Here is a 26914-nt window from a genome sequence, read left to right as displayed (position 1 = left end):
ACAAGGTCCGCTCCTACGAGTGCGGGAGAAACGCCGTCGTAGGATGGTGTTGAGCGAAGCGATACCCATCGCCACCGTCGGCCGTGCCACCGGGACGTCCGGCGGGGCCGGTGAATCCAATCGCGGACGGAGTCCGCTCCTACATCCGTGCTTCCCTGGAACCTACGCGCAATGCAGGCGCCGGTCACAGCGTCCCGGCGCGCTTCCAGCCCAGGTAGCGGCTGACCAGTTCCGGGCCCAGCTGGCTGGGCCTGGCGTCCAGCACCGGCACGCCGTTGGCCAGCAGTTTCTCGTGCAGGCCGGCGCGGGCGTTCAGGTAGTCCAGGGCGCCGCAATAGGTCAGCGCTTCCTCGTAGCCCTGCACCGGTGTCTGCCGCAACTGGTCGAGCACTTCCTCGCGCAGGCTGGCGACCAGCACGCGGTGCTGGCGCCCGAGGCGGCGCACCGCGCCCAGCAGTTCCTCGTCGTCCTCGTCGCGCAGGTTGGTCACCAGCACCACCAGGGCGCGGCGGCGCTGGCGCGTGAGCAGGGCCTGCACGGCGGCCGCGTAGTCCGCCGGGCGCTGGCTGCTGTCCAGGTCGTAGACGGCGTTGAGCAGCGCGCCCAGCTGGGCATTGCCCTTGGCCGGTGGCAGGTGGCGCGGCCGCTCGCCGGCGAAGGTCTGCAGGCCCACGGCGTCGCCCTGGCGCAGGGCCACGTAGGCCAGCAGCAGGCTGGCGTTGAGGGCGTGGTCGAAGTGCGAGAGGTCGCCGTCCTTGCTGCGCATGTGGCGGCCGCAGTCGAGCAGGAAGAGGATCTGCTGGTCGCGTTCGTCCTGGTACTCGCGGGCGATGGGCGTGCGTTTGCGCGCGGTGGCCTTCCAGTCGATCTGGCGCAGGGTGTCGCCGTCGCGGAATTCGCGCAGCTGGTGGAATTCCAGGCCCAGGCCGCGGCGCTGGCCGGGGCGCACGCCGATGCGGCTGAGCCAGTGGTCCACGGCCATCAGCTCGGCGCCGTAGATGCGCGCGAAGTCGGGGTAGACGCGGGTTTCGTCGCGCACCTCGAGGAAGCGCCGGCCGCACCACAGGCGCAGCGGGCTGGGCAGTTCCAGCTCGCAGCGGGGGAAGACGAAGTGGCCGCGCTGCAGCGGCCGCACGCGGTAGCCGAGCTGGGTGGTCTCGCCCGGGTGCAGTTCCGCGGCCAGGGGCAGATGCTCGAAGTCCATGCCCGAGGGCAGGTGGTCGAACAGCGTCACCCGCAGGCGCTGGCCGAAGCCATGCTGCAGTTGCAGGCGTACCTCGCTCCAGCGCCCCAGTGGCAGGTTGCCGGCCAGTTGGCGTTGCAGGCGCGGGCTGGGCAGGCGGCGCAGCCACAGGGCGTCGCCCAGGGCCAGGCCGAGCAGGGCCAGCAGCAGGACCCACCACAGCTGTTGCAGCCAGGCCGGCGCCGGGCTGCCCAGGGCCGTGGCGCTGCCCAGGCCGATGGCGGCCAGGGCCAGCGCGGCGAGCAGCGCGAGCAGGACGCGCGATGGCTTCATAGGCGCGGCGCCGGTACCTGGTCGAGCAGCTGTTGCAGCACCTGGTCCACCGACAGGCCTTCGATGTCCAGCTCCGGCGACAGCCGCACGCGGTGGCGCAGCACGGCCAGGGCGCAGCCTTTCACGTCGTCCGGAATCACGAAGTCGCCGCCGCGCAGCAGCGCGCGGGCGCGGGCGCAGCGCACCAGGGCGATGGAGGCGCGGGGCCCCGCGCCCAGGGCCAGGCCCGGCCAGCTGCGAGTGGTGCGGGCGATGCGCACGGCGTAGTCGAGCACCTGGTCGTCGATGGCCAGGTCGGCGGCGATCTTCTGCAGCGCCAGCACGTCCTTGTCCTTGAGCAGCGGGCGCAGCGGCGCCACGTCGAGCATGTCGCTGCGCGCCGAGCGCGTCACCTGGCGCACCAGGGTCTGTTCCTCGGCCTCCTGCGGGTAGTCCATGCGCAGCTTGAGCATGAAGCGGTCCAGCTCGGCCTCGGGCAGCGGGTAGGTGCCTTCCTGCTCGATGGGGTTCTGCGTGGCCAGCACCATGAACGGCTGCGGCACCGGCAGGGCGCGGCCTTCCAGAGTGACCTGGCGTTCCTGCATCACTTCCAGCAGCGCCGCCTGGGTCTTGGCCGGGGCGCGGTTGATCTCGTCGGCCAGCAGCAGGTTGGTGAAGGCCGGGCCCTTGCGCAGCTTGAACTGCTCGCTGGCCAGGTCGTACACGGCGTGGCCGGTGACGTCGCTGGGCATCAGGTCGGGGGTGAACTGGATGCGCGCGAAGGCGCCGTCGAAGCAACGGGCCAGGGCGCGCACCAAGAGGGTCTTGCCCAGCCCCGGCACGCCTTCGACCAGGATGTGGCCGCCGGCGAGCAGGGCGGTGAGCACGTCGTCGATCACCCCGACCTGGCCGATCAGGGCCTTCTGCAGTTCGTGGCGCAGGGCCTGGGCCAGCTGGCTGGCGCGCTGGCGCTGGGCCGCCGGGTTGGCGGACGGGGTGGCGCTGGGTTCGGGCGTCTGTTCGCTCATGCGATCTGGAGCTTTGTTAATTGTTACTTGTGATTTTTCTTCCATAAATCAATCATTTACCTAAATTAATTTTTTTGGAATTTTTGGATGCGAGAAAGGGGGCTGCCAACCTCTACTAATGCACTTCAATCTTGGCACCTGTCGCCCGGCCTTAACCAAGATCAAGCCGTCCATCCGCATTCAGTGGTTATCGCGATGACGTGGAATCTACCACCTAGTGAATGCGGCCGGCCCGAATTAGTAGATTTTTTCGAACGACCTTTCGGCTAACGCAGCGACCGATCACGGTTGCTCGATAACGTCTGCTTTCGGCAGGAAGCGGTCACCTTAGCCGTAAGCGACTATCGGGCTGATCATTATCCATAGTCCCCTTGAAATCCTGTATCTCCCCGCTACATTGCCAGTACCTGGCCACTATGATCGATAAGTGTGGTTAGGGCGCAGAGGCCGACATGATGTGAATGCCGGCTGACAGGTCGGTCGAGATGGGCATGCAATGGCATAGCGGCTACCACCAACGGTAGTACGCATTAGTTGCTTGAACCTCGCCCTTAGAGCAAATACAGAAGGGATAGTTACAACATGGCTAGATGCACAGCGCCAGTTCGGGGACATAGCTCAGCGGCGGCCGCAGCGGCCTGCCCTGCATGCCGATATCGTACCAGTTACCGCTCTGGCGGTTACTCCTCGTCGTACTCTTCAAGCTCTTCCTCGTCAGGCAGCAGCGTGAGCAGCTATGGTAGCGGCGGTGGGCGATCGGGGGGCGGTTCCAAGCCGCGCTGGTCGAAAGCTGGTTCTTCCATTTCGTATACTTCGGCGCAAGTGGTGTCACTTACACCAGTTCGTCAAGCAGTTGAGGCCCGAGCAGCGGAGCAGCCTGACCTGCGTGATGTATTTCTCTGCCACGCTTGGGACGACCGCCAAGGTGCGGCTAAGGAGCTGCATGAGCTGCTCGTAGCCGCTGGTGTCAAAGTGTGGTTCAGCGAAAAGGACCTTGGACTAGGCGTTCCGATGATGCGGGCCATCGACAAGGGCTTGGCGAATTCACGAATCGGGCTTGTGCTGGTCACTCCCGCGCTTCTGGCCCGCCTCCCCAAAGAAAGCGTCGCTGATAAGGAGCTTTCCACGCTTCTGGCAGGAAACCGGCTCATTCCCATCGTGCACACCACGACGTATGAAGCTCTTCGCAATGTCAGCCCTATGCTCGCCTCCCGAAGCGGTCTAGATACCGCGGAGGACTCAATGGCAGTGGTCGCGCAAAAAATTGCTGAGCTGGTCGCGCTATAGCTCTAGAGAAAATGTTCTTGAGTAAGCCATTCAACCCGCCGCTGCTTCGCGATGCAACGTAGCTCAGTCAGTTGTCTCTGCTCTGAGCCGGTAGCTGCTTCTCGCCTAAGGCAGCTACCGACCACAAGGCGACGTTCGCTAGCACGTATTGCAGTCGAAAGGTCGGATTGATTTATCCCTCTAAAGAGAATAAAAACATACGCACCGCAAGAAGGTCCTATCAACCACACAGGGAGAGTGCTATGGGCAGCTCAGGTTCGGGTAATTTTTCGGACTATCCAGGGACAAAGGCCAAGGAGGTCGCTGGAAATGGAACAGGCGTGGCGGGTGGCACTAGCGGCGTCGACAAATGCAAGCAAGCATTTCACGTACTGCTCGATGATGTTGGAAACAGCGACCTCTATTCGCAGTTCAAGAGGGTCCCAGTTGTCGGCGACCAACTCGGCATTCTCTTCGACAAAAGGCGTGTCTTCGCAGTCGATGTGAATGGAGTAAAGGTTGGAGCGCTTCCCACATCATTTAACTATCTCGTGGCCTGTCTGGAAGACGGCGTCACTTATGTCGGATTGGTGAGCTCCTCCGCAGTAACACCCGTCCCCACCGTAGCTGCTGACTTCGTTCCGCAATAATCATGCGCCATACAGATACTGTCCTAGTTGTTGGGGAGCTTGTCGTCGACTACACGCTTGCCCAGCATGGTGCAATGTGCAAACTCCGCTTAGGTGGCGTCGCGCACGCTGCGAGAGGGTTATGGGCCGCAGAGCTGGAATACTCAGTAGCAGCTTTCTGCCCGCAATACCTCGTTGACGAAGCAAAGAGCTATCTCTCAGAGTTCGGATGCAAAGATTTCATCTGGCTTGGTGATGTAGTCGGTGCACCGAACGTTGTCCTTATTGGTGACGTGACAGAGGTTTCGCACCAAGGCTACGAAGACTTGATGCGTGATACCAAGGTTGTGAGGTTCCATGATCCATTACCTCGCCTTGATGCTTACCAGAAGGTTGTGATTTTCCCCGGTAGGTTTGATATCAACGCACTCACCAGCGCGTTCGCTGCGGATGCACGATTCTCGTTCGATATCGCGTACGACCTTGAGGACCTATCGTCGCTCGATGCGTTCAGGGGGCGTGTGCAGGCCCTCATAATCTCAACATCGTCCTCGCTGTTCATGAAGCTTGGAAAGGATGATATCGATGGTCTGCTAGATTCGGTGAAGACCCTTCTGCCAGAGGTTTTCCTACTCAAAGAGAATCGTGGCGGGAGCCGCCTTTTTGACTTGCGTGACGACAACGTCATAGAGATACCAGCAACTCTGGGCCATACCGCCAACTCGGTCGGCGTTGGGGATGTCTATTCCAGTGTCATGGTGGGCCTCTCTCACAAGGGATGGACTGAAGCAGCGTGGCGCGGCTGCCAGGCCGCCACGGTTTATTCGCAGTCGACATTTCCCGACGACATCAAGCGCGATGTACAACGTGGTTTCCGACTCTCGCTAGCGGTGCTGGAAGCGCTTGGCGGGACGGTTCTCCCATGGCACGACCGGAAAAGCTACTCGATCTACCTCGCCGGCCCGGACTTCACGTACATCGAAAAGCAGGAGCTCGATCGTGCAGTGGATAGCCTCACATATCACAATTTCAGGGTGCGACGCCCCATCTTGGAGAATGGAGAGCTGACGTCCCCCGCAAGTGAAGAAGACCTGCGCCGCACGTACCACATGGATTGTCAACTGCTGAAGGAATGCGATGCAGTCTTCGCGATTCCTCTTGGCCGTGACCCTGGAACGCTCGTCGAAATCGGTATGGCAATCGAGATGGGCAAGCCGGTCATCACTTACGATCCTCGGCGTGAAAATGAGAACACGATGGTGGTCGTCGGAAGTTCTGTATACTCCGCGGCCCTTGATGCGTGTCTCAACGGCACCTTCAACGCACTTGCTGAATTGAGGGCCGAATCACGGTGAGTAAAGCGCTCCTTCTGGCCTCTGGCGGCCTGGACTCAACGACTGTTGGATATCAGCTCGCAGCAGCGGGCCTTGACGTCGTGCCAATTTTTTTTGACTACGGGCAGCATTGTGTAGACCTAGAGTGGAGTCGTGTAAATGAAGTCCTGCCGTCCGATATGCAGCGGCCACAGCGCTTTGACATATCGGACATCTTCCGAGGTTCGCAGTCGCGGCTGATTTGCGAAGCCGACCTTTGGACTGAAGAGGTCAAGGACGACGATCTATACATCCCGTACCGGACAATGCTGTTCTTCGCCGCCGCCGCGGCGCGCGCACAGACTATTGGTATCCTGGATGTCTATACCGGCTTCATCAACAGCAACCACGCCAAAGAAATTGACTGTACTGCCGCGTTTATGAATAGCCTTGACGGACTCACGTCGAGCATTGGCCCGGTTCGCTTTCATTCGCCGTTCCGCTATTCGTCCAAGGCTGATGTTGCCAAGACAGCGGCCGAGCTCGGCGTGCCTATCGGACGAACCTATTCGTGCCAGGCGTCCGCACAGTTTCCGTGCGGCGCTTGTCCGAACTGCGTCGAGCGTCTGAACGCTTTGAAAGAGGCGAAGCTGGTATGAGCAGCTCCCTAATCGAGGTGTTGATCGTAGCGCGCCGCATCGCCAATTATGCCAAGGATGAAGGTGCGCTGATTGATGAGAAGCCCCTGCGTGCTACTTGCGCGCACTTGGGGGCCGTTCTCGCTGATTCGGTGCTCCAGGCAGGGCTCAATTACACCACTGTGGTGCGTCCGCGGGTGCTTTCCATCCTTCGGGCACATCCGAATCGACATACGATTTCCTCACTGATTTCGCTGATTCAGGACGGAGATACGGCTGCATTCTTGAACTGGCGCCACCATGAGAAGGTGCGTCGTTTCGAAGCTCTGGTGGTTTTTCTGCAGGGGCGGGGGATCGAAGACGTACGGGATTTGCGCTCGAGTCTAGCATCCGACGAATTTTGCAATGCAATTCAAACCGTCAACGGTATTGGGCCGAAGACCGTCGATTACATGGCCTGTCTTGTCGGCATTGACTCAATCGCCGTTGACCGCCATGTTCGAACGTTCGCGAAAGCGGCTGGTGTCGAGAATGATGACTACCACTTTCTGCGCAAATCGTTTTGCTGTGCGGCTGATCTTCTTTCACTCCCACGCCGAGAGTTCGACGCCTGGCTCTGGCGCCGGGCTACAGCTCCGACTCAGGTGCAATTGCCCCTCGCAGTCTAGATACACTTGGTGAAGTAGCGGCTCATAGCAAAAGTCGTGGCGCCAGTTCGCTATCTGGCGATGATTATTCACGGCTAGTGGTGATTTTCTCCAACCCTATTACATTCGCGAAATTTGTGCTTCCTCACTCCGCATAGCACAAGTCAGGTCGTGGCTTTAGCCATACCTTGAACATTGGGGCAACGGGGCGGCCAGATTCGTGTTGGCGCCGCTCATCGCCGATGCGCCGACCGGCCACCATTGAATAGTCCGACAGTGAATGGCTCATCCTTCGCTCTTTTCGTTGCCTCCGAAGAGCAGACTCCCTGTGCGCCAAACGGCGTAGCCGAAGTTACGGATCAACTGCTCGCCCTGCCGCAGATACGACGCCGTGGTGTCGATGCCTGCGAGCTTGAGGGCTTCGCCGATCTTCGAGCTCGTCGGGTGCGCATCGCCAAGGCGCATGTCGTAGGCGCCGGCGATAGCTGCGAAGACCTCTCTCGCACGCTCCTGTCCGGCCTTCTGGGCCAGGATACTTTGCAGCAACTTGTTGGACCCCAGTTTCTCCTTGTCAGGGTGCTCGGACAGCTTCCGAAGAGAGCGAACATCGAGTCGATCTGAGAAGACGCGAACGAGTTCTTTGGCCAGCCGTAAGAGCGAAGCCTGATCTTTGCTTGAAAAGCGTGAGATGTGTTGCATCGACGCTGCGTCGTCAATCTCGTGCGAGAACAGCGACACGCCGAATGCTTGGCGGAATTCGGCTTCCAGCAGCCGCATGCATCCGAATAGCATCTCCTCCACGGCATTGGTATCTGCTGGCTGGGCTTTGACCTGAGAGGCTAGGAGTTCGGCGCTGACCTTGCCCTCCGGCGCGACGTTACTCGCGGCCCAGAGGAATTGTTCCCAAGCTGGTAGCCTGGCGATGTCGTAAGCGTAGACGGTGATGAGCTCCGAGGCGTTGATCCCGAAATGGGTCGAGTACCCCGATGTGGAATTTATCGCGCCGGTTTCAGCCGTGTACCATTTCAAGGAGAAGCCGCGATGGGTCAGAAGGTCGGTGACCACGGATGGGCGGAACCAGAGCCATCGTCCAATGTCTTCGTCATTGAGTTTGGCTGAGAACTCTCGCGAGCCGTCGGTATCAACGATGAAGTGCGGAAGGTTCTGATCTTGATCCCTGCGCACTCGGGTGCTCTTGCCCTGGTGCTCAATCCACTCGTCTCGCCAGAACTCGCCTTCGACGCGCACCCCCGGATATCCGCTTCGATGGCCTTTGGCGCTCTCCGATGCGGTGTTGCGGTTCGTCTCGGGCCCCATGATTGGGGCGTCTTCCTCTTCGTCGACATCGGTGCGCCACACTCGCATTAACGCCCAACTGCCGCCGAAAACGGCGTCCAGCTCCTTGATTCGCAATTCATATCTTCCGCCTTCACGCTGCTCTTGGATCTCGTTCAAGCCTGCATAAAGACTGTCCTTGAGGCTGGCGACGTTCTCGACGCGCTGACGGTAATAGGAGAGGCGGAGGGACAGGCCGCGAGCGGCCAGGTAATCCATCAGGAATTCCCGCTTGATCTCGATCAGGCGATGGCTGCCGTCGCTGTCCATTGTCTCCCTTGCGACCACGACAAAGTCCTCTTCCGGCCTAACCCAGTTCGGGCCCTCCTTAATCAGGCCAAGCGCGACCACCAAGTCTGGATTCAGAATCCACTGCCGGCCTCCGATGACGGGCTGCGGATGCTCGAAAACGAGGTTGATCCCGATGGGCTCTTTGTCGTTGTATTGATACACATCGATCGGCGAGTAATGGCCATCCGAGTAGGCAAACGGCGCCACGGTATGCCCGGTGCCGATGTCACTCCAACTCAAGCGCTCGGCGAGCCCGTGATGCTGCTTTGGAAAGGCGACGGAGCCGCAGGCGAATACGTCCGCGACATACCCCACTTCCTTCACGTTGCCTTTCTCGTCATTCAACGACGCACGAAGGGGGATCCAGGTCGCCCGCGAGAACGGACGCCGAATTTCAGAGGTTTGAAGAATCCAGGCTTCGGTCATAATTCGGTTCCCTAAGTGATGTCAGCAGCCGCTACTTTAATCCAACAGCGCGCCCCGGAATCATGTGGGGGCTGTTCGCTGGACGTATGCGAGGGAAGCCAATGCTGCATGGGAAAAAGTCGGGCTAGGGAGCGAATGCCCGAAAGCAGTTATGGACAAGTGCCACTTTGAGATTGTGACCCGAGCATAGGACGGAGATGTCTACCGGAGCGGGAGAAGTTCACTTGATGATGAACAACTCATAGTCTGGTGATGAAGAACTCTCACGCTATGCTGGCCGGGGCTTATAGGGGGTGCGCGCAAGCGGGCCATAGGCCCTTAATACCCGCTCGTTGTTCGCCTGATCCTCGATGCGCAGGGCATCGCGTTCATCGTCTAGGCGGCCCTGTTCCAACTGCCAGGAGGCGATCAATGCATAATCAGGCTCAGGTCGCTGTCGCTCAGCGTGGATCTGCCGCGCATAGTGGCTGATCATCAAGTCCAGACACCATTCTGCCAAGTCAAATGCCTTCCAGTTTTCAGCAGTAGTCATGTGGCTTCCTCGAGTCCAGATCGACCACCTTTCGGTCTTTCAGCTTGGATTTTAGGACCTCATTTTCGTTCAGCAGAACCTCGTTGATCGACGCGAGGAGGGCGACCTTGGCTCGCAATCCCTCAATCTCCTGACGGTAGTCTGCGGACTTCTTGCGCTCGGCGATCAAGTCTTGGTGTTTTGCATCGCGCATGGCACGACTGGTTCGTCCCTGAGCCTCGCGGATAGCCTCGGCAATGTCTGGGTAGTAGTTGTGGATCAGTGCCGTCGATACTTTCGCTTCTCGGGCTACTGCAGCGATGGTGACTTTGGTTTCCCCGGTGTGAGCGCGGCCCTTCTGGATTCGATAGAGGGCGAGCTTCAAGTCCTTTTCACGGTCCACGGCTGGCTTGCTTTTTTGACTGCCTTTTCCTTTGGCCTCATGCGATCAGTGTCTCCGACGCGATGCCTAACTGGGCCAATACGTCACGACAGCGATTTAGGTCGCGCTCAACGCGTTGGCGGCCGCCCTCGCCAATGTCCGAGCAGTGCAGCAGCCCTTTCAGGTCATCGTAGAGTCGCTGGTAAATGGGCATGTGGCGGCGCCCGATCACGGCATTGGTGCAGTTGCTGCAGCGAGTGCGCTCAAGGGTATTACCAATACAGCCGTCATTGTCTACGGTACACCAGGCATGGCCGTTACTGCGAATTGCAGTGCTCTTGGCAATGGACTTCAGCATGGATGCGTGGTCCTTGAAGATCAGCAGGTTCTGCGGCTCTCGCTGCCACTGTTTCAGTGCGCGACCGTAGCCGCCGGCCAGGGAGACGTCCCCATCCAGCTACACTGCTGTCCGGCACGCCTCATGCTATTAACAGCTGCCCCTGACGCAGGTTGATCTCGCGTATTCGCTCCTGCCGTCGTCGGTAACGTTCGGCCTCCAGGCCTGGGCGCTGAAACAGCGTTGCCTGTACCTCCACCATCAGCATCCACAGGCTTTGCCGCGTTCCCGTCCTGCGTTGGTAAAGGTTCAGCAGCAAGTAGCTGATCAGCGCACAGAGAATCTGGATGCGCACGGCATTCTCGCTACGGCCCAGGAAACGCCTGACCTTCAGGTGTTGCTTGATCCATTTGAAAAACAGCTCGATCCGCCAGCGATCCCGATAGCGCTCGGCGATTTCTGCCGCCGGGCTGCTCAGGTCGTTGGTCGCCAGGCTCAGAGGCGGCTCATCGCCTGGGCGGTTCACCAGGATCCGCCGCAGGGGCTGGGTGTAGTGATTACGCCGTCGGCCACCTGGGTTGCGGTTGGAGAAGCTCACCTCTTCGTCTCGCAGGATCGTTTCCCGGTCTTGCTGGGGAACCTCGCGCTGGGCCAGGACCTTGAGCCGCACATTGGACTTGAATCGTGTGACGAAGCGGGCCTTCTGGGCATCCAGGCTCGCCCACCAGTTGAAGTCGTAATAGCCCTTGTCGAATACGTAGGTGGCCTGTGGCTCGATACCCAGCGTCCGGCCTTCGTCGATGTCGTTGACGTTGGCTGCGCTGAAGCTGCAATGCACCGGTGCTGCCGCCTGCTCGGCATACAGCACATGGACTTTCAGCCCCTGGGAGCGGGTTCGATTGGACAGCGTCCATTCGTCGAAGCCAGGGCCCTTGAGGGTGATCGTGGTGGAGTCCAGCAGGTACAGCAGTTCCTTCCCGTCACGGCGTAACTGCCGGCAGACGCCCGCCATCAGGTAGTGCGCAACCTGGGCGAAGACCTCGGTATTACGGCGTTCGTTGGCATCGGCCAGGGTGGAACGCCGGATCGGGCCCGTCCCCAGGTGATAGTGCTGATGGGGATGGCTGTTGAAGCTGGTTTCAAGCGCCCGCAGGCTGCTCACGCCGGCCAGTTGGGCATACACCATGGCGACCAGGTGATCCCAGCTGCCAAAGCGCTTGCTGTGCTTGTCGGCGCCGTGTTCGGCGACCAGTCGATCGAAGACGCCGCGAGGCAGCGCTTTTAGTACATCGTGAAAACGGCTTATCCTGAACATCTTGCGGGGGCTGTGAGGTTGAGTTGGCGCTCAACGGTTTAACCCGTGCCTTCAGCCCCCGCAAGCCCTCCAGACGCCCCCTCGAAAATATTCCGGACAGTAGTGCATCCAGCTACCAACAACGCCGAGCTTGATGTCTTCCAGCTCCGCCTGAATCTTGTCATGCAGCTCAAGGTCCAGGTGTTGCCCCCAACTGCCGTCCATGGCGTAGCCCAAAGTCATGTCCATCGACCAGTGTGCGAAGTGCTGCTTGAGATAGCGCAAGTCGCCAAAGCGGCTATGCGCGACGTAGTTAGCGAATTTGCGGCGGAATTGGTGGCTGGTGAGGTTCCAGCTCAGACCGCAGTCCTTGGCGAATGCCTTAAGATAGATGCCCCAAGCGCCACTCGAAAGCGTGCGTGCTTGCTTTTCCCCCAGAGCCAAGCCGAGGAAGAGCGCATGGCGGTGCTTCTGCGCCTCGGCGATCTAACCTTTACAAGGTGCCGGATCATAGGGCATTCCTGAGGCTTTGCAGGTGGTCGACCTGGCGGGTGAATTCGGCGGCGCTCATGCGTGGCGCCGGGTAGGGCCGCATGGCCTGGCTGATGGCGCTGACCGGCAGGCGCGTCATGCGCCCGAGCAGTTGCCACTGTTCGGCGATCGGCAGGCGTTCGAAGCCCGGCTGGCGCTGCCGCGCGCGGCGCAGCACGTCGCGCTGCAGGCCTTGCACCAGGGCCACGTGGCCGCGCTGGCGGAGCAGGAAGTCGGCGCCGGCGCGCAGGTGTTCCACCAGTTGCCGGCGGGCGCGGCTGGGCACCGGTTGCAGCGGGCCCTGGCGCTGGCCGGCGCGCCACAGCAGCAGCGCCAGCAGCAGGGCGAGGGCGACCAGCGCCTGCGGGTAGTTGCGCAGCAGCAGGTTGAGCAGGCTGTCGCCCTCGGCGCGGTAGACCAGGGTCACGGCGCTGTCCTGGGTCAGGTACCAGAGCAGCCAGGCGTTGTCGTAGGCGTCGAGGTTGGCGGTCTGCCAGATCCAGTTGTCGGTCAGCACCGTGACCAGGCCGTCGCCCAGCTGCAGTTGCAGCAGGTGGGTGGCGTCGTGGCTGTTGGCCCAGGCGTAGGCGAGGTTCTTCGAGTCGTAGAGGTGGTACTCGGTGTCGAAGCCGATGTAGGCCGGGGCCTGCTCGTTTTCCAGGTAGAGCTTGGTCAGGTCCGGGTAGGCGTCCGCGTCCTCTTCTTCCCCGGCCTTGGCCGGGTCCGCCGCGGGGGACGCTGGCTGCTCGACGCCCTTGGGCGGCGGCACCTTGGCCGGCGCCGCGGCCTCGCCATCGGCTTCGGGCTTGTCGGCGCTGGCGCCCTTGTCCAGGTCCTCGGTCAGGTATTGCTGGATGCCCAGCGGGTCGAGCAGCAGGTCGCCGCTCTTGCCGTCCTTCTCGTCCCACAGGCGTTCGGCAGTGACGATCAGGTGGCCGCCGCGGCGCGCCCAGTCGAGCAGGGCGCGGTTCTGCGCGGGGGTGACGTTCTCGCGGCCGCCCAGCAGGATCAGGGTGTGGCCCTGGCTGGGGAGGTTGTCGAGCACCTCCAGGCCCTTGGCGCTGTCGACCCGCAGGCCGCGGCCGCGGAGGAAGCGCTCGGCGGCCAGGTAGGGGTTGGCCCGCACCTCGGGGGAGGGGCCGTGTTCGATCTTCTCCGGGTAGGGCCGCAGGTTCAGGTACAGGTACCAGGCCACGGCGGCGCCGACCAGCAGCACCAGCACGCCGAGCAGCCAGCGGGTGGAACGGCTCATGCCGGCGCTCCCGGGCCGAACAGCCGGCGCCAGCCGTCGCACAGCGCCTGGCGCAGTTCGCCGGGCGGCAGGCGGTGGCCATAGGCGAGGGCCTGCCAGTGGCCGGTCAGTTCCCGCGCGTAGCTGTCCAGCTCGGGTTGCTGCAGGCCTTCAACCTGGCCCAGCACTTCGCCTTCGGTGCTGGAGTCGCGCAGCGGCACCCGGTAGTCGTGCAGCAGGCGGCTGAGCAGGGCGCGGTAGAGCAGGCCCAGCGCCGCGCGGGGCTGCTCGTCCCAGAGCCGCTCGGCGGCGCTGGCGACGTCCTCGGGCAGGCTTTCCGGCGCCAGTTCCAGGCCGAACAGCACCGCCGGCGCCTCGCGCGGGGCCTTCTGCGGCAGGCCCAGGCGGCTGGCGAACAGGCGCAGCCATTCGCGGTAGCGCCACAGCAGCAGGACCACGGCGGCGATCAGCGCGGCCCACAGCAGCGTCTGCAGCGATTGCAGGATCAGGCCCAGCGGCCGCCAGTGGGCCAGGGCCTCGAAGAAGGCCTTGAGGTCGTCCTCGTTGCCCTTGCCGGCCTTCTCCCTGGGCGGCTCGCCCAGGCGCCAGCGGGTGACCGTCTCGCTGTTGCGGAAGGGCGGGGCGTCGAGCAGGGCGTCGACGGCCTGGCGCGACTGCTCGCTGGTCAGCTTCTGGTGCAGCAGGCGCGCGGCTTCGGGGCCGTTCGGGTCCTGGTTGGGCAGCGGGCAGCTGGTGGCGCTTTCCGCGGCCCAGGGCGCGCTGCCGGGCAGCATCGCCAGGGCGCCGGCGCACACCAGCAGCAGGGCGTAGGCGCTGCCCACCAGGCGCTGGCGCAGGCGGCGGAACACCAGTTCGATGTCCCAGGCCTCCAGCTCGGTGCGGCGGTTGAGGTAGAGGGTGAATCCGCAGGCCACGTAGACCGGCTCCCAGACCACCAGGACCAGCGCGTAGAGCAGGTTGGACAGGTGCTCCAGCCATTGCCAGTCGCCTTGCAGGGCATCCAGCAGGGCCTGCCATTTCCAGTCCGACAGCCATTGCTGCGGCAGCATCAGGTAGAGCAGCGCCATCAGCCCCAGGTACAGGGCCAGCTCGAAGTGCATGCCGACCACCGTCAGCCAGGTGGCGCCGCCGGCGTTGCGCTGGCCCAGCACCACCAGGCGCTGGCTGCGCGCCGCACCGGCCAGGCCTTCCAGTTGCAGCACCGGCAGGTCGAAGCTGCGCGTCGGGCTGAAGCGCCGCCACAGCAGGCTGGGCAGCAGCTGGCGCCGCAGCAGGCCGGGGAAAGCGCGCAGGGCTTCGCGCAGCGTCGGGGTGTCGGCGAACAGGGCGCGGGAGAGGATGTACAGCGGCAGGCGCTCGAAGGCCGGCTTCAGCCACCAGAAGATCAGGATGGCCAGGCTGGAGTAGTCCCACAGCAGCAGGCTGAGCACGGCGAACACCGGCAGCGTGACCAGCGCCCAGCTGGCCATCAGCAGCCCGGCATGCCGCCGCGCCAGGAGCACGCCGAGGTCCAGCGCTTCCCAGGCGCTGCGCGGGCGGATCGCCACGCTGGCGTCAGTCAGGCGCATGGCGTTGGCGTCCGGCGAACAGGAAGTAGCTGCCGACCAGCAGCCAGAGCGCGGCGCCGACGCCGTACTTGACCGTGGCCGGGAAGCGCGTGAGCGAGGACCAGTAGCCCTCGACGAAGGCGGCGACGAGCAGCAGCAGGATCACCCCGGCGACCAGCTGGATGGCCTTGGCCGCGGCCTGGCGCAGTGCCTCGCCGCGGCTCAGGCGCCCCGGGGCGAGCAGCGCCCAGCCGAGCTTGAGCCCGGCGGCGCCGGCGAAGGTGACGGCGGTCAGCTCGAAGGCGCCGTGGCCGATGACGAAGGACCAGAAGGTCTGCACGTAGCCGATCTGCGTCAGGTGGCCGGCCACCGCGCCTATCATCAGGCCGTTGAAGAACAGGAAGAACAGGCTGCCCAGGCCGAACAGCAGGCCGCTGGCGAAGGTCTGGAAGGCGATGCCGATGTTGTTCATCACGTAGAAGGCGAACATCTGCCAGTTGTCCCCGGCGCCGCGCTCGCCCAGCGGGCCCAGGCGCGCGGCGTCGGGGGCGTACATGCTTTCCATCTCCGCCACCCGTTCGGCGCTGAGCACGCTGTAGACCAGGTCGGGGAAGCAGTACACCAGCACGCCCATGAGCAGCAGGGTGCCGTAGAACAGCAGGCTGGCGACGGCGATGGCGCGCCACTCTTCGCGCACCAGGCGCGGGAAGCCGGCCAGCAGGAAGCCGATCAGCCGCGAGCCGAGGTGGCTGCGGTGGCGGTAGAACTGCTGGTGGCCGCGCATGGCCAATTGCTGCAGGTGGTCGATCAGGTGGCTGCTGTAGCCGCGGTCCTGGGCCAGGGCCAGTTGCTGGCAGAGGCTGCGGTAGTCGCTGGCGAAGTCGCCGTCGCGGGTGGATTCCTCGCGCTTGCCGCTCTCCAACTGCTCCAGGCGCTTGGCGAAGCGCTTCCAGTCGTTGCGGTGGCGCTGCTCGAACAGGCTCTGCTTCATGGCGCCAGGCCTCCGCCGAGCAGGCCGCTGGCGATGCCGGCCAGGCGCGCCTCGGCCTGTTCCGCGGGCACGCCCAGGGGCTCGGCGAGAATCCCCGCCAGCTCCTCGCGGCGCGCCGCCGACAGGCCCGCGGCACGTTCGCTGAAGCCGGTGACGGCGCGCTGCTCGGCCAGGCTCAGCGGGCACGGCGGCAGTTGCGGCGGCACCTGGGGAACCGGCGGCCGGCTCGGCGGCGGGTCGCGATAGATCACCAGGGTGCCGGCGGCCAGGTCGCCCAGGCGCTTGAACGCCGGGTTGGACAGGCAGGCCAGCAGGCCCAGGGTGTAGCCGAAGGGCAGGATGTCGGCGAAGCGCAGCAGGTTGCGCAGCAGCGAGGCGGGCCAGCCGACCGGCGTGCCGTCGTCGTGGACCACGCGCAGGCCCATGACCTGCTTGCCGGGCGAGCGCCCCTGGTTGAGCACTTCGAACAGGACCATGTACCACCAGGTGACGAGGAAGGTGAGCAGCAGCCCCAGGCCGGTGCCCAGTTGACCGAGGAAGGCCAGCAGGATGTACATCACCAGCATCAGCAGCACGCGGATGCCCAGGTCGATCAGGTAGGCCAGGGCGCGGGCCACCGGCCCGGCCGGGCGCAGGAGCAGGTCGATGCCTTCCGGGGTTTCCACCTGGTAGCGGGTGTCCAGCGGCGGGCTGGCGGGGCGTGGTGGCGCGGCGGCGATCAAGGGCGTTGGCAGTCGCTAGAGGGAAAGTCCGATGCTAGCCAGCGCCGCCCTGCTAGGCAACCAGGGCGGCGGGCAATTCCGGGCTGTTTCTCAGTTGGCCGGCGGCAAGACGCCGAAGATGGTGCGGTAGAGCACGCCGATGGCGATGAAGGCCAGCGGCAGCGTCCAGACCAGGCCGATCAGCAGCGGGATGGCGCTGAGCAGCATGATCAGGCCGAGCGCCAGGAACAGGCCGAAGACCTTGAACCAGTGCTGGCCGATGGCTTTGCGCGAGGCCTCCATGGCCTGCCAGGGCGACAGACCGCGCTCCACCACCAGCGGGATGGCCAGGGCATAGGAGACGCCCAGGTAGATGCCCGGCAGCACCAGCAGGAACAGGCCCAGGTAGGTCAGCACGGTGATCGCAAGGCCGGTGATGAGCAGCGGGACGAACAGGCCGAAGTAGGCGAACAGCTCGTTGATGGTCGCCGGCTGATCGGCGGCGCGGCGGATGCCGATCATGTTCAGCCCGGCCAGCAGCGGGTAGCAGAGCGCGCTGGCGAGGACGCTGACGATGATTTGCAGCGCGCCGGGTTCGGAGTCGTGGATCAGGCCCAGCAGGCCGAGGACGAAGGCGATGACGAAGCTCAGCAGGTTGACCGCCACGCCGTAGATGATCGCCGCGACCACCAGCGTGCCCTTCATGCCCTTGACCTTGTGCCAGGCTTCGCCCAGCACGTCGCCGATGCGGAAGTCGTAGCCGCGGGCGAGGGCTTCCTCGATGCTGGGCGCGCCCGCGCCCGTGGGGTTCTGCTGCAGCTGGCTGGCCGGTGTCGCGTAGGGGTTCTGTTCGAATTCCTGGTTCATATGAGCCAATCCCTGGTGATGTGAAAGAAACCGCGCCTACACCATAACCCATACCGAGGTTCCGGGCAGCCCGCGGGGGGATGGTAGACTGCCCGGCCAGGCCAAGGGAGAGCGTCATGACCGCCAGCATCTTCTGGTACGACTACGAGACCACCGGCATCGACCCGCGCCGCGACCGCCCGTTGCAGGTCGCCGGCATCCGCACCGACGAGGCGCTCAACGAGATCGAGGCGCCGCTGAATTTCTATTGCCGCCCCAGCGACGACATCCTGCCGCATCCGGCAGCCTGTCTGATCACCGGCATCACCCCGCAGCGCCTGGAAGAGCAGGGCCTGGGCGAAGCCGAGTTCATGACCCGCCTGCACGCCGAGCTGTCGCGCCCGGGCACCTGCGTGGCCGGCTACAACACCCTGCGCTTCGACGACGAAGTCACCCGCTACAGCCTCTACCGCAACTTCTTCGACCCCTACGCCCGCGAATGGCAAGGCGGCAACAGCCGCTGGGACCTCATCGACCTGGTGCGCACCGCCTACGCGCTGCGCCCGGAAGGCATCCAGTGGCCGCTGAACGACGAAGGCGTGGTCACCCTGAAGCTGGAGCGCCTGACCGAGGCCAACGGCCTGGAGCACGGCCAGGCCCACGACGCGCTGTCCGACGTGCGCGCGACCATCGCCATGGCCCGGCTGCTCCGCCAGCGCCAGCCCAAGCTCTACGACTTCCTCTACCGCCTGCGCGGCAAGCACGCGGTGCTCGACCAAGTGCAGTTGCTCAAGCCGCTGGTGCATGTGTCCGGGCGTTTCTCGGCGGCGCGCAGCTTCCTGTCGCTGGTGCTGCCGCTGGCGTGGCATCCGCGCAACCGCAACGCCCTGATCGTCTGCGACCTGGGGCTGGACCCGGCGCCGTTGCTGGAACTGGACGCCGAGACCCTGCGCCAGCGCCTGTACACCCGCCGCGAGGAACTGGGCGAGGGCGAGCTGCCGGTGCCGCTGAAGCTGGTGCACGTCAACCGCTGCCCGGTGCTCGCGCCGCTGGCTGTGTTGCGCGAGCAGGACCAGGCGCGCCTGGGCATCGACCTGGCGGCCTGGCAGGCGCGCGCGCAGGTGCTGGTCGAAGGCAAGCCGCAGTGGCAGGACAAGCTGGCCGCGATATATGAACAAGAGAACTTCCCCGGCGTCGCCGATCCGGAACAGCAGCTATATGACGGGTTTATCGGCGACCGTGACCGGCGGCTCTGCGAACAGGTACGCCAGGCGGACCCCGTGCGCCTGGGGCGAGAACAATGGCCATTCGACGATCCGCGCCTGGTGGAACTTCTGTTCCGTTATCGCGCGCGGAATTTTCCGGAAACTTTGTCTACGGCCGAGCAGGAACAATGGCGGGAGTTCTGCCGTTGCCGGCTGATGCTCGACGAGTACGGCGCGCCCAATACCCTGGCGAACTTCGAAGTGGCTCTGGCCGAACAGCTCGAAAATACTGGGCTGCAGGGCAGGGCATTGCTGCAGGAGTGGCAGGCATATGCGGCAGTCTTGCGTCAGCGTTATTGCCTTTAGTGTTCCGCGAGTTCTTCGCGGGCAATAAAAAACGCCAGCCGAAGCTGGCGTTTTCGCAATGCGCGTGACGCGGCGGGGCGGGCTCAGCCCAGCAGGGTGGCCCAGCTCTCGACGGTGTCGGCGCCCCACTTGGCCTTCCATTCCTTGAGCGTCTTGTGGTTGCCGCCCTTGGTTTCGATGACTTCGCCGTTATGCGGGTTCTTGTATTGCTTGACCTTGCGCGCGCGCTTGCTGCCGGTGGCCTTGGCGGCACGCGGGGCCTTGCTCAGTTTGGCATCCGGATCGAGCAGCGCGAGGATGTCGCGCAGGGACTTGCCATAGCTGCCCATGAGCGTGCGGAGTTTCTCTTCGAACTCCAGTTCCTTCTTCAGCTTGTCGTCCTTTTCCAGGGACTTGAGGCGCTCTTGAAGTTCCTTGATGGCTTCTTCGGTGGCGCGGTACTCATTGATCAGTGACATGTCGGCGTACCTTGTCTTGAGGTCAAGCGTTGCTGGAATATTAGTACTCCCAATAATAGTCAGCCGATTTGTTCGAGTAAACCATTGGATAAAGTTTTCTGGCTACTTAACGTAATATTTAAGTTGCTTCGATAGACGTATTGTCCGCGCACTTAAATCAGGACCTGTCCGAATGTCCCTTGGCGGCGGTCGCGGTTTTCCCGGGCAGCCGCTAGAATGGCGGCCTTCGCGAAGTATCTGGAGCCACACCCATGCGCACTTTCCGACTGGTGATCGCCTGTCCCGACGGGGTCGGCATCGTCGCCAAGGTGAGTAATTTCCTGGCCACTTACAACGGCTGGATCACCGAGGCCAGTCATCACTCCGACAACGACAACGGCTGGTTCTTCATGCGGCACGAGATTCGCGCCGACTCCCTGCCGTTCGACCTCGACGGGTTCCGCCAGGCCTTCGCCCCCATCGCCCGCGAGTTCAACATGGTCTGGCGCATCACCGACTCGGCGGTGAAGAAGCGCGTGGTGCTGATGGCCAGCCGCGAGTCGCACTGCCTGGCCGACCTGCTGCACCGCTGGCACAGCGGCGAGCTGGACTGCGAGATCCCCTGCGTGATCGCCAACCACGACGACCTGCGCAGCATGGTCGAGTGGCACGGCATCCCCTACTTCCACGTACCGGTGGATGCGAAGAACAAGCAGCCGGCCTTCGACGAGGTGTCGCGGCTGATCGACGAGCACCAGGCCGACAACGTGGTGCTGGCGCGCTACATGCAGATCCTGCCGCCGGACCTGTGCCAGAAGTACCGCCACCAGGTGATCAACATCCACCACAGCTTCCTGCCCTCGTTCATCGGCGCCAAGCCCTATCACCAGGCGTCGCTGCGCGGCGTGAAGCTGATCGGCGCGACCTGCCACTACGTCACCGAGGAACTGGACGCCGGCCCGATCATCGAGCAGGACGTGGTGCGCGTGAGCCACCGCGACAACGTCGAGGAAATGGTGCGCCTGGGCAAGGACGTGGAAAAGATGGTGCTGGCGCGCGGTTTGCGCTATCACCTGGAAGACCGCGTGCTGGTGCACGATAACAAGACCGTGGTGTTCGACTGAGGACCTGTCCACGATCTGCTGCGCGTCGGCATAACGGCGTTAAAAACAGGCGAGCGATGCTCATTTAGCGGACTAAACTGCGCTCTCTCGCCTGTTTCTGCCTTGTTCTGCTCTAGCCCGCGAGATCGTAAACAGGCCCTGAGCCGCGTCGGCCGGGCGAACCCGCATTGCAGGAGAGCCCGGCCATGTCCGACGAGAAAGCCCCCGGCACAGCCACCCTGCCGCCCACCCTGGGCGAGGGCTGTACCAGCCGCTACGACATCGATGCGCTGAGCGAGGAGGACGGCACCGAGTTCCCCGGCGCCGCCGAACTCTGGCGCGAACTGCTGGACGAAGGGGGGCGCCCCGAGGCGCCGCCGAAGAAACCCTAGCCGATTCGCCCGTGTGGAGGTGACCCATGCGCGCCATGCTGCTCGAACAGGTGGGCCAGCCGCTGCGACTGCGCGAGCTGCCCGTGCCGCAACCCGGCCCAGGTGAGCTGCGCGTGCGCGTGGCGGCCTGCGGGGTGTGCCGTACCGACCTGCACGTGGTCGACGGCGAGCTGCCGGCGGTGCCCCTGCCGGTGATCCCCGGGCACGAGATCGTCGGTTACGTCGATGCCCTGGGCGCAGGCGTCGAGGGTTTCACCCTGGGCCAGCGGGTCGGCGTGCCCTGGCTGGGGCATACCTGCGGTCACTGTCCGCCCTGTACCCGCGACCAGGAAAACCTCTGCGACGCGCCGCAGTTCACCGGCTACACCCGGCCGGGAGGCTATGCCGAGTACGTGGTGGCCGATGCGCGCTTCACCTTCGCCCTGGGCGAGGCGGGCGACGACGCCGAGCTGGCGCCGTTGCTCTGCGCCGGGCTGATCGGCTGGCGCTCGCTGGTCAAGGCCGGCGACGGCCGGCGCCTGGGCCTCTACGGCTTCGGCGCAGCGGCGCATATCGTGTTGCAGGTGGCGCGCTGGCAGGGGCGCGAGGTCTATGCCTTCAGCCGCCCCGGCGACCACGCCGCCGAGGCTTTCGCCCGCTCATTGGGCGCCGTCTGGGCCGGCCCATCCGACCAGGTGCCGCCGCAGCCGCTGGACGCGGCGATCATCTACGCCCCGGCTGGCGAACTGGTGCCCGCCGCGCTGCGCGCCGTGCGCAAGGGCGGCCGGGTGGTGTGCGCCGGCATCCACATGAGCGACATCCCGAGCTTCCCCTATTCGATCCTGTGGGGCGAGCGCGAGCTGGTTTCGGTGGCCAACCTGACCCGCCGCGACGGCCTGGAGTTCTTCCCCGTCGCCGCCCGGGCCGGGGTGCGTACCGAGGTGCAGCGCTACCCGCTAGAGCAGGCCAACCAGGCCCTGGACGACCTGCGCCACGGGCGTTTTCAGGGCGCGGCGGTGTTGGTGCCGTAAGGGGGCAGCGGGATACCCCGGCTTTTCGTGGGAACGAGCCGTGCCTGCCTGTGCGGTAGGCGCAACTGTCTTGCCGACTGCGCCGAGGTGCTTTTCGTAGGATGGGTTGAGCTTGCGATACCCATCGGACCATGGCGATGGGTTTGCCGGACGGTGTAGGAGCGGATCTTATCCGCGAAACGCGCCGGTGGTTCCGGCTATCGCGGACAAGGTCCGCTCCTACACCTCCCCATCCGCGCCATTCCCCTGTAGGAGCGCGCCCTGCGCGCGAAATCGCCGGCAGGGCCGGCGCTAGGCGTCGCGGTTGCGCAGGCCGATCAGGCGGCGCAGCAGCGGGCGTCCGGCCATGATGGCGAACACCGGCGCGCCCGCCACCAGGTAGAAGTAGTAGGTCACCACCCGCCAGACCAGGATGGCCGCGGCCGCGGTCGGCTTGCCCACCAGCGGGCTGAGCATCGCCAGCGAGGTCAGCTCGGTGCCGCCGGCGCCGCCCGGCAGCAGGGTGGCCAGGCCGGCGGCCAGGGACAGCAGCTGGATCAGGAAGGTCCAGGCCCAATGCAGCTCCACGCCCATGGCCTGGAGGATCAGATAGAGCACCGAGAAGCGCAGCAGCCAGTGGCTGCTGGTGAGCAGGAACACCAGCGCCAGGCGCCGGCGCGGCTGCTTGAGGCTGGTGGCGATGCTGTCGCGGAAGTGCAGCAGCTTGCGCGCCCAGTGCAGGCGCCGCCGCGGCTTGACGCCCAGGCGCGCCAGCAGGCGGCCGTTGGCGCGGATCACCCGGCGCTGGAAGCGCGCCAGCAGCACCACGCCGAACAGGATGCCGCCCAGCAGCACGGCGCTGACCAGCAGCGAGGATTCCAGGTTCGGGCTCAGGCTGTGGGACAGCGTGTAGCACAGCACCACCAGCAGGGCGCTGAGGAAGAACAGCAGGTCGCTCAACTGGTCGACGGCGAAGATCGCGCTGCTCTGCGCCGGGCGCAGGCCGCGGCGGGCCAGCAGGGCCATCAGCGTCAGCGGCGCGCCGCTGCCGCCGGGGGTGGCGTAGAAGGCGAATTCCGAGGCCATGATGATGCCGATCGACTGCCGCTGGCTCAGCGGCCCGGCGCGGCCGGCCAGCAGCACGCGCAGCTTCTGGGCGTTGATCAGCCAGCACAGCAGGATCATGCCGAGCAACAGCAGCAGGTTGTCCAGCGGGAAGCTCGCCAGTTGCTCGAGCATCGGCCGGCCGCCCAACACCAGCGGCACCAGCGAGGCGCCGAGCAGGGCGATCAGCAGCCACCAGGCGCGGCTCACGGCCGGACCTCGCGGCGGGTGGGGTGCGCTCCGTTCAGCTCGGGGCGCGGGGCGTTACGGCAGACGAAAATGACGGTTACCTCCGGGACTGTGCGCTTCCCTCTTCTGTGGACTACCGCTTCGGGCAGGCGTTCGCAGTCGCTGAGGGGAGTCTACGGCAGCCTCGGCAGTGGCGCCCCGGTCCTTTCGTCGGTCCGGGGCATCCGGGGCTCACGGGTGTTCGGTTTCCTTGGCGCCTTCCTCCAGCGCCTTGTTCTGCCAGCCTTCCTCGCCGGGCAGGATCAGGTTCAGGACGATGGCGACGATGGCGCACAGGGCGATGCCCTTCAGGCCGAAGTCGTCCGGGCCGGTGCCCGAGCCGATCAGCACGCCGCCGATGCCGAACACCAGGGTCACCGAGACGATGCACAGGTTGCGCGCCTGGGACAGGTCGACCTTGTGGCGGATCAGGGTGTTCATGCCCACCGAGGCGATGGTGCCGAACAGCAGGCAGAGGATGCCGCCCATCACCGGCACCGGGATGCTCTGCAGGATGGCGCCGAACTTGCCGACGAAGGCCAGGCCGATGGCGAACGCCGCCGCCCAGGTCATGATCTTCGGGTTGTAGTTCTTGGTCAGCATCACCGCGCCGGTGACTTCGGCGTAGGTGGTGTTCGGCGGGCCGCCGAACAGGCCGGCGGCGGAGGTGGCGATGCCGTCGCCCAGCAGGGTGCGGTGCAGGCCCGGGGTCTTCAGGTAGTTCTTGCCGGTCACCCCGCCCACGGCGATCACCCCGCCGATGTGCTCGATGGCCGGGGCCAGGGCCACCGGGACGATGAACAGGATGGCCTGCCAGTTGAATTCCGGCGCGGTGAACTTCGGCAGCTCCAGCCAGGGCGCGGCGACGATCTTGGCCACGTCGACCACACCGAACATGAACGACAGCGCGTAGCCCACCAGCACGCCGCTGATGATCGGCACCAGGCGCAGCATGCCCTTGCCGAACACCGCGACTATCAGGGTGGTGACCAGCGCCGGCATGGAGATCAGCATGGCGGTGCGGTAGGGGATCAGCTCGGCGCCGTCGCCGGCCTTGCCCATGGCCATGTTGGCGGCGATGGGGGCCATGGCCAGGCCGATGGAGATGATCACCGGGCCGATCACCACCGGCGGCAGCAGGCGGTCGATGAAGCCGGTGCCCTTGATCTTCACCGCCAGGCCCAGGAAGGTGTAGACGAAGCCGGCGGCGACCACCCCGCCCATGGTCGCGGCTAGGCCGAACTGGCCCTTGGCGAGGATGATCGGGGTGATGAAGGCGAAGCTGGAGGCCAGGAACACCGGCACCTGGCGCCCGGTCACCAGCTGGAACATGAGGGTGCCGAAGCCGGCGGTGAACAGCGCCACGTTCGGGTCCAGGCCGGTGATCAGCGGCATCAGCACCAGGGCGCCGAAGGCGACGAAGAGCATCTGCGCGCCGGCGATGACCTGGCGCCACAGCGGGTCATGGAATTCGTCGGCCATGGATCAGTTTTCCTTCTGCTTGGTGCCGAAGATCTTGTCGCCGGCATCGCCCAGGCCGGGGATGATGTAGCCGTTTTCGTTCAGCCCCTGGTCGATCGAGGCGGTATAGATGATGACGTCCGGGTGCGCCTCGGCCACCGCCTTGATGCCCTCGGGCGCGGCCACCAGCACCATGGCGCGGATTTCCCTGCAGCCGGCCTTCTTCAGCAGGTCGATGGTGGCGACCATGGAGCCGCCGGTGGCCAGCATCGGGTCGATGATCAGCGAGCGGCGCTCGGCGATGTCCGGCGCCAGCTTCTCCAGGTAGGTGTGCGCCTGCAGCGTCTCTTCGTTGCGCGCCACGCCCACGGCGCTGACCTTGGCCCCGGGGATCAGGCTGAGCACGCCGTCGAGCATGCCGATGCCGGCGCGCAGGATGGGCACCACGGTGATCTTCTTGCCGGCGATCTTCTCCACCTGCACCGAGCCGGCCCAGCCGGGGATCTCGTAGTTCTCCAGCGGCAGGTCGGCGGTCGCCTCGTAGGTCAGCAGGGCGCCCACTTCCTGGGCCAGCTCGCGGAAATTCTTGGTGCTGATATCGTGGCGGCGCATCAGTCCGATCTTGTGGCGGATCAGGGGATGGCGAATCTCGTGCACGGGCATGGACGGGTCTCCGGGAGGGGGCTGGCAAAAAATTGCGGTAGCGTAAAGCATCTTAGGGGCAGTTGGCAGTCGGTGCGCGACAAATAGCCGCCGGCCGCCTACTGCCGGAACCCGCCTGGCCTGGCGCGGGATTGTCGGCGACTTTCGTCCGCCGGTACTTGCTCCAGGGCAGAGGGATGGGTACCTTTGCGCACTTTTTCCGGGAGAGCCCGCCAATGTCCGTCGATCTCGCGCACATCCGCCAAGTCATGGCCGAAGCCGATTGCCTGTACAACGACGCCGAAGTGGACGCCGCCATCGGCCGCATCGCCCAGGCGATCAACGCGGACCTGGCCGAGCGCAACCCGGTGGTGTTCTGCGTGATGAACGGCGGGCTGATCTTCTCCGGCAAGCTGCTGCCGAAGCTGGACTTCCCCCTGGAGCTGTCCTACCTGCACGCCACCCGCTACCGCAACGAGACCACCGGCGGCGAGCTGTTCTGGAAGGCCAAGCCGGAAATCTCCTTCATCGACCGCGACGTGCTGATCGTCGACGACATTCTCGACGAAGGGCACACCCTCTCGGCGATCATCGACTTCTGCCGCCATGCCGGCGCCCGCGAAGTGCACACCGCGGTGCTGATCGACAAGGACCACGACCGCAAGGCGCGCCCGGACCTGAAGGCCAACTACGTCGGCCTGTCCTGCGTGGACCGCTACATCTTCGGCTACGGCATGGACTACAAGGGCTACTGGCGCAACGCCCCGGGCATCTTCGCCGTCAAGGGCCTCTGAGCCGTGGCCGGGCCGCGTTTCCTCGACCAGGCCCTGTTCGCCGGGCTGGCCGGGCAGGCGGCCGCCAACCCGCGCCGCCGCCAGCACCACAACCTGCACGCGATGGAAGAGCCCTGCCATCGCCTGCTCAATGCGCTGCAGCCGGACACCTACGTGCAGCCGCACTGCCACCGCAGCCCCGACAAGGCCGAGAGCATCATCGTGCTCAGGGGGCGCCTGGGCCTGCTGATCTTCTCCGAGGCCGGCGAACTGCTCGCCACCCGTGAGCTGTCGCCCGAAGGCGACTGCCCCGGCGTGGACCTGCCGCCGGGCACCTTCCACGCCCTGGTGGCGCTGGCGCCGGACAGCCTGATCTTCGAATGCAAGGCCGGCCCCTACCAGGCCCTGGCCGACGACGAACGCGGCGCCTGGGCCCCGCGCGAGGGCGAGCCCGGCGCGGCTGAATACCTGGCCTGGATGCGGGCGCAGTTTCCCGCCTGAGTGCGAGGCTTTTCGCCGCAGGTGGTGTTCCCGCAGACCTCCTGGGGCGGCGGCAAGGCCAGCGGCATGGGGCGCGAGCTGGGGCCCAGGGGGCTGTTGGCGTTCCTCGGCATCAAGCACATCACCGCGCCGCGCTGACACATCGTAGGAAGCACGGTCTTGCAGGCTGCGCCGAGATGCTCTTCGTAGGATGGGTATCGCTTCGCTCAACACCATCCTACGGGGGTTCTGTGTTTGCCGGAGGGCATAGCAA

Annotated in this window: 28 protein-coding genes and 1 pseudogene; 12 read left to right on the top strand and 17 right to left on the bottom strand. The window is 64.7% G+C overall.

The annotated features are described in order from the left end of the window. Positions 1-184: 184 nt before the first annotated feature. Both PcP3B5_RS25665 and PcP3B5_RS25660 read right to left on the bottom strand, forming a co-directional pair. Positions 185-1516 carry a DUF58 domain-containing protein gene (locus tag PcP3B5_RS25665; protein ID WP_061562739.1) on the bottom strand — a complete coding sequence of 444 codons (1332 nt, stop codon included), beginning with the start codon at positions 1514-1516 and terminating at the stop codon, positions 185-187. Then, positions 1513-2523, bottom strand: a complete 1011-nt coding sequence (locus tag PcP3B5_RS25660; protein WP_009615810.1) for an AAA family ATPase — start codon at positions 2521-2523, stop codon at positions 1513-1515. Before PcP3B5_RS25660 ends, PcP3B5_RS25665 begins: the two co-directional genes overlap by 4 nt. A 726-nt stretch (positions 2524-3249) precedes the next feature. Here PcP3B5_RS25660 and PcP3B5_RS25655 point away from each other — a divergent pair. From PcP3B5_RS25655 to PcP3B5_RS31195, 5 genes are all read left to right on the top strand, one after another. Continuing rightward, a complete protein-coding gene (locus PcP3B5_RS25655) occupies positions 3250-3810 on the top strand; it encodes a toll/interleukin-1 receptor domain-containing protein (RefSeq protein WP_237143063.1) in 561 nt (186 codons plus the stop codon). Positions 3811-4052: 242 nt separating this feature from the next. Beyond that, positions 4053-4439: a hypothetical protein gene (locus tag PcP3B5_RS31200; RefSeq protein ID WP_203228529.1), complete on the top strand. Its 387-nt coding sequence runs from the start codon at positions 4053-4055 to the stop codon at positions 4437-4439. Between the two features lie 2 nt (positions 4440-4441). Continuing rightward, positions 4442-5773: a nucleoside 2-deoxyribosyltransferase gene (locus PcP3B5_RS25650; RefSeq protein ID WP_061562737.1), complete on the top strand. Its 1332-nt coding sequence runs from the start codon at positions 4442-4444 to the stop codon at positions 5771-5773. After that, positions 5770-6390, top strand: coding sequence for a 7-cyano-7-deazaguanine synthase (locus PcP3B5_RS25645; RefSeq protein WP_061562736.1), 621 nt, complete (start codon positions 5770-5772; stop codon positions 6388-6390). Before PcP3B5_RS25650 ends, PcP3B5_RS25645 begins: the two co-directional genes overlap by 4 nt. Next, positions 6387-7037: an HhH-GDP family DNA glycosylase gene (locus tag PcP3B5_RS31195; RefSeq protein WP_082816417.1), complete on the top strand. Its 651-nt coding sequence runs from the start codon at positions 6387-6389 to the stop codon at positions 7035-7037. The genes PcP3B5_RS25645 and PcP3B5_RS31195 overlap by 4 nt, the downstream gene beginning before the upstream one ends. Before the next feature lie 264 nt (positions 7038-7301). Here the strand turns inward: PcP3B5_RS31195 and PcP3B5_RS25635 are convergent, their stop codons facing one another. The 11 genes and pseudogenes from PcP3B5_RS25635 to PcP3B5_RS25590 all read right to left on the bottom strand — a co-directional run bounded on the left by PcP3B5_RS25635 (position 7302) and on the right by PcP3B5_RS25590 (position 17481). Continuing rightward, positions 7302-9068: a hypothetical protein gene (locus PcP3B5_RS25635; protein WP_061562734.1), complete on the bottom strand. Its 1767-nt coding sequence runs from the start codon at positions 9066-9068 to the stop codon at positions 7302-7304. 268 nt (positions 9069-9336) lie between these two features. Further along, a complete protein-coding gene (locus PcP3B5_RS25630; RefSeq protein ID WP_061562733.1) occupies positions 9337-9600 on the bottom strand; it encodes a hypothetical protein in 264 nt (87 codons plus the stop codon). Next, a complete protein-coding gene (locus PcP3B5_RS25625; protein ID WP_061562732.1) occupies positions 9587-9982 on the bottom strand; it encodes a TetR/AcrR family transcriptional regulator in 396 nt (131 codons plus the stop codon). Before PcP3B5_RS25625 ends, PcP3B5_RS25630 begins: the two co-directional genes overlap by 14 nt. A 37-nt stretch (positions 9983-10019) precedes the next feature. After that, positions 10020-10412, bottom strand: a pseudogene (locus tag PcP3B5_RS31190) (site-specific integrase); the annotation flags it as partial. Positions 10413-10440: 28 nt separating this feature from the next. Then, on the bottom strand, positions 10441-11613 hold the full coding sequence (locus tag PcP3B5_RS25620; protein ID WP_061560270.1) for an IS4 family transposase: 1173 nt from the start codon (positions 11611-11613) through the stop codon (positions 10441-10443). 51 nt (positions 11614-11664) lie between these two features. After that, on the bottom strand, positions 11665-12036 hold the full coding sequence (locus PcP3B5_RS25615) for a site-specific integrase (protein ID WP_061562731.1): 372 nt from the start codon (positions 12034-12036) through the stop codon (positions 11665-11667). A 64-nt stretch (positions 12037-12100) separates the two neighbouring features. After that, positions 12101-13375: a DUF4350 domain-containing protein gene (locus PcP3B5_RS25610; protein WP_061562730.1), complete on the bottom strand. Its 1275-nt coding sequence runs from the start codon at positions 13373-13375 to the stop codon at positions 12101-12103. Continuing rightward, complete coding sequence (locus PcP3B5_RS25605; RefSeq protein WP_061562729.1) at positions 13372-14943, bottom strand: DUF4129 domain-containing protein; 1572 nt, start codon at positions 14941-14943, stop codon at positions 13372-13374. The genes PcP3B5_RS25610 and PcP3B5_RS25605 overlap by 4 nt, the downstream gene beginning before the upstream one ends. Then, positions 14930-15913, bottom strand: a complete 984-nt coding sequence (locus PcP3B5_RS25600; RefSeq protein ID WP_009615817.1) for a stage II sporulation protein M — start codon at positions 15911-15913, stop codon at positions 14930-14932. Before PcP3B5_RS25600 ends, PcP3B5_RS25605 begins: the two co-directional genes overlap by 14 nt. Then, positions 15910-16635 (bottom strand): RDD family protein, encoded by a 726-nt coding sequence (locus PcP3B5_RS25595; protein WP_043273289.1) that lies wholly within the window; start codon positions 16633-16635, stop codon positions 15910-15912. The genes PcP3B5_RS25600 and PcP3B5_RS25595 overlap by 4 nt, the downstream gene beginning before the upstream one ends. A gap of 90 nt (positions 16636-16725) precedes the next feature. Then, positions 16726-17481 carry a hypothetical protein gene (locus PcP3B5_RS25590; protein WP_061562728.1) on the bottom strand — a complete coding sequence of 252 codons (756 nt, stop codon included), beginning with the start codon at positions 17479-17481 and terminating at the stop codon, positions 16726-16728. 116 nt (positions 17482-17597) lie between these two features. Between PcP3B5_RS25590 and sbcB the strand changes: the two genes are divergently transcribed. After that, complete coding sequence (gene sbcB / locus PcP3B5_RS25585) at positions 17598-19031, top strand: exodeoxyribonuclease I (RefSeq protein WP_061562727.1); 1434 nt, start codon at positions 17598-17600, stop codon at positions 19029-19031. A gap of 83 nt (positions 19032-19114) precedes the next feature. Here the strand turns inward: sbcB and mvaT are convergent, their stop codons facing one another. Continuing rightward, positions 19115-19489: a histone-like nucleoid-structuring protein MvaT gene (mvaT, locus tag PcP3B5_RS25580; RefSeq protein WP_009615827.1), complete on the bottom strand. Its 375-nt coding sequence runs from the start codon at positions 19487-19489 to the stop codon at positions 19115-19117. Positions 19490-19740: 251 nt separating this feature from the next. Between mvaT and purU the strand changes: the two genes are divergently transcribed. The 3 genes from purU (at position 19741) to PcP3B5_RS25565 (ending at position 21973) form a co-directional block, all read left to right on the top strand. Next, positions 19741-20592: a formyltetrahydrofolate deformylase gene (gene purU, locus PcP3B5_RS25575; RefSeq protein ID WP_009615828.1), complete on the top strand. Its 852-nt coding sequence runs from the start codon at positions 19741-19743 to the stop codon at positions 20590-20592. Between the two features lie 185 nt (positions 20593-20777). Beyond that, positions 20778-20963, top strand: coding sequence for a hypothetical protein (locus tag PcP3B5_RS25570; protein WP_061562726.1), 186 nt, complete (start codon positions 20778-20780; stop codon positions 20961-20963). 26 nt (positions 20964-20989) lie between these two features. Next, positions 20990-21973 (top strand): zinc-dependent alcohol dehydrogenase family protein, encoded by a 984-nt coding sequence (locus tag PcP3B5_RS25565; protein WP_061562725.1) that lies wholly within the window; start codon positions 20990-20992, stop codon positions 21971-21973. A gap of 291 nt (positions 21974-22264) precedes the next feature. Here PcP3B5_RS25565 and PcP3B5_RS25560 read toward each other — a convergent pair whose 3' ends face one another. The 3 genes from PcP3B5_RS25560 to upp form a co-directional block, all read right to left on the bottom strand. Next, positions 22265-23266: a glucosaminyl phosphatidylglycerol flippase gene (locus PcP3B5_RS25560; protein WP_043273284.1), complete on the bottom strand. Its 1002-nt coding sequence runs from the start codon at positions 23264-23266 to the stop codon at positions 22265-22267. Between the two features lie 210 nt (positions 23267-23476). Continuing rightward, complete coding sequence (locus PcP3B5_RS25555; RefSeq protein WP_061562724.1) at positions 23477-24766, bottom strand: uracil-xanthine permease family protein; 1290 nt, start codon at positions 24764-24766, stop codon at positions 23477-23479. Positions 24767-24769: 3 nt separating this feature from the next. After that, positions 24770-25408, bottom strand: coding sequence for a uracil phosphoribosyltransferase (gene upp, locus PcP3B5_RS25550; protein WP_009615833.1), 639 nt, complete (start codon positions 25406-25408; stop codon positions 24770-24772). Positions 25409-25623: 215 nt separating this feature from the next. Here upp and PcP3B5_RS25545 point away from each other — a divergent pair, with 215 nt between their 5' ends. The 3 genes from PcP3B5_RS25545 to PcP3B5_RS31890 are packed head-to-tail and all read left to right on the top strand — an operon-like array spanning position 25624 to position 26799. Then, positions 25624-26181, top strand: coding sequence for a hypoxanthine-guanine phosphoribosyltransferase (locus tag PcP3B5_RS25545; protein WP_061562723.1), 558 nt, complete (start codon positions 25624-25626; stop codon positions 26179-26181). Positions 26182-26184: 3 nt separating this feature from the next. Then, the gene (locus PcP3B5_RS25540; RefSeq protein WP_061562722.1) at positions 26185-26661 is read left to right on the top strand and encodes a WbuC family cupin fold metalloprotein; all 477 of its coding nucleotides are present in this window, start codon (positions 26185-26187) and stop codon (positions 26659-26661) included. Next, entirely contained in the window at positions 26662-26799 is a 138-nt protein-coding gene (locus tag PcP3B5_RS31890) for a hypothetical protein (RefSeq protein ID WP_160336948.1), read from the top strand. It abuts the gene before it with no gap. Positions 26800-26914: the final 115 nt, after the last annotated feature.

Origin of the sequence: Pseudomonas citronellolis (assembly GCF_001586155.1) — a bacterium.
GTDB classification, from domain to species: Bacteria; Pseudomonadota; Gammaproteobacteria; order Pseudomonadales; family Pseudomonadaceae; genus Pseudomonas; species Pseudomonas citronellolis.
This window is presented reverse-complemented; position numbering and strand designations above follow the sequence as displayed.

What these genes read in the sequence shown, in the direction of transcription:
- PcP3B5_RS25665 (WP_061562739.1), bottom strand. Translation starts at nt 1,516, where the DNA reads ATGAAGCCATCGCGCGTCCTGCTCGCGCTGCTCGCCGCGCTGGCCCTG.
- PcP3B5_RS25660 (WP_009615810.1), bottom strand. Translation starts at nt 2,523, where the DNA reads ATGAGCGAACAGACGCCCGAACCCAGCGCCACCCCGTCCGCCAACCCG.
- PcP3B5_RS31200 (WP_203228529.1), top strand. Translation starts at nt 4,053, where the DNA reads ATGGGCAGCTCAGGTTCGGGTAATTTTTCGGACTATCCAGGGACAAAG.
- PcP3B5_RS25650 (WP_061562737.1), top strand. Translation starts at nt 4,442, where the DNA reads ATGCGCCATACAGATACTGTCCTAGTTGTTGGGGAGCTTGTCGTCGAC.
- PcP3B5_RS31195 (WP_082816417.1), top strand. Translation starts at nt 6,387, where the DNA reads ATGAGCAGCTCCCTAATCGAGGTGTTGATCGTAGCGCGCCGCATCGCC.
- PcP3B5_RS25635 (WP_061562734.1), bottom strand. Translation starts at nt 9,068, where the DNA reads ATGACCGAAGCCTGGATTCTTCAAACCTCTGAAATTCGGCGTCCGTTC.
- PcP3B5_RS25630 (WP_061562733.1), bottom strand. Translation starts at nt 9,600, where the DNA reads ATGACTACTGCTGAAAACTGGAAGGCATTTGACTTGGCAGAATGGTGT.
- PcP3B5_RS25620 (WP_061560270.1), bottom strand. Translation starts at nt 11,613, where the DNA reads ATGTTCAGGATAAGCCGTTTTCACGATGTACTAAAAGCGCTGCCTCGC.
- PcP3B5_RS25610 (WP_061562730.1), bottom strand. Translation starts at nt 13,375, where the DNA reads ATGAGCCGTTCCACCCGCTGGCTGCTCGGCGTGCTGGTGCTGCTGGTC.
- PcP3B5_RS25605 (WP_061562729.1), bottom strand. Translation starts at nt 14,943, where the DNA reads ATGCGCCTGACTGACGCCAGCGTGGCGATCCGCCCGCGCAGCGCCTGG.
- PcP3B5_RS25600 (WP_009615817.1), bottom strand. Translation starts at nt 15,913, where the DNA reads ATGAAGCAGAGCCTGTTCGAGCAGCGCCACCGCAACGACTGGAAGCGC.
- PcP3B5_RS25590 (WP_061562728.1), bottom strand. Translation starts at nt 17,481, where the DNA reads ATGAACCAGGAATTCGAACAGAACCCCTACGCGACACCGGCCAGCCAG.
- sbcB (WP_061562727.1), top strand. Translation starts at nt 17,598, where the DNA reads ATGACCGCCAGCATCTTCTGGTACGACTACGAGACCACCGGCATCGAC.
- mvaT (WP_009615827.1), bottom strand. Translation starts at nt 19,489, where the DNA reads ATGTCACTGATCAATGAGTACCGCGCCACCGAAGAAGCCATCAAGGAA.
- purU (WP_009615828.1), top strand. Translation starts at nt 19,741, where the DNA reads ATGCGCACTTTCCGACTGGTGATCGCCTGTCCCGACGGGGTCGGCATC.
- PcP3B5_RS25570 (WP_061562726.1), top strand. Translation starts at nt 20,778, where the DNA reads ATGTCCGACGAGAAAGCCCCCGGCACAGCCACCCTGCCGCCCACCCTG.
- PcP3B5_RS25565 (WP_061562725.1), top strand. Translation starts at nt 20,990, where the DNA reads ATGCGCGCCATGCTGCTCGAACAGGTGGGCCAGCCGCTGCGACTGCGC.
- PcP3B5_RS25555 (WP_061562724.1), bottom strand. Translation starts at nt 24,766, where the DNA reads ATGGCCGACGAATTCCATGACCCGCTGTGGCGCCAGGTCATCGCCGGC.
- upp (WP_009615833.1), bottom strand. Translation starts at nt 25,408, where the DNA reads ATGCCCGTGCACGAGATTCGCCATCCCCTGATCCGCCACAAGATCGGA.
- PcP3B5_RS25545 (WP_061562723.1), top strand. Translation starts at nt 25,624, where the DNA reads ATGTCCGTCGATCTCGCGCACATCCGCCAAGTCATGGCCGAAGCCGAT.